The 303-nt window shown below is 59.7% G+C and carries 1 protein-coding gene; it reads right to left on the bottom strand.

Annotated features, from left to right (window positions below; all coding sequences use genetic code 11):
- Positions 1-212: 212 nt before the first annotated feature.
- The coding region (locus tag GTU76_RS29835; protein ID WP_180700270.1) for an adenosylhomocysteinase at positions 213-303 on the bottom strand (91 nt) is incomplete at its 5' end.

Below are 303 nucleotides of genomic sequence, written 5' to 3'. Positions count from 1 at the left end.
GCATCGGTCTTGGTCGGGAAGAACTCGAAGCTGTAGCGACGGTCTTGGGACATGGTCATACCCTTGGAAACAAGAACCTTCGAGGCGCTGCAATCCCGTGTGGGAGCGAGCCTGCTCGCGAAAGCGCTGGCTCAGACAACACGGATGTTGAATGTTAAGCCGCCTTCGCGAGCAGGCTCGCTCCCACAGGGAGAGCGAGCAGTCAGCGCCTGTTAGTAGCGGTAAGCGTGCGGCTTGAACGGGCCTTCGACGGTGACGCCGATGTAGTCAGCCTGTTGCTTGGTCAGTTGAGTGACCACGCCG

The organism is Pseudomonas crudilactis, from assembly GCF_013433315.1.
In the GTDB taxonomy this organism is placed as follows: domain Bacteria; phylum Pseudomonadota; class Gammaproteobacteria; order Pseudomonadales; family Pseudomonadaceae; genus Aquipseudomonas; species Aquipseudomonas crudilactis.
Note: the sequence above shows the minus strand (reverse complement) of the source record. Positions and strands in the feature narration are given on the sequence as shown.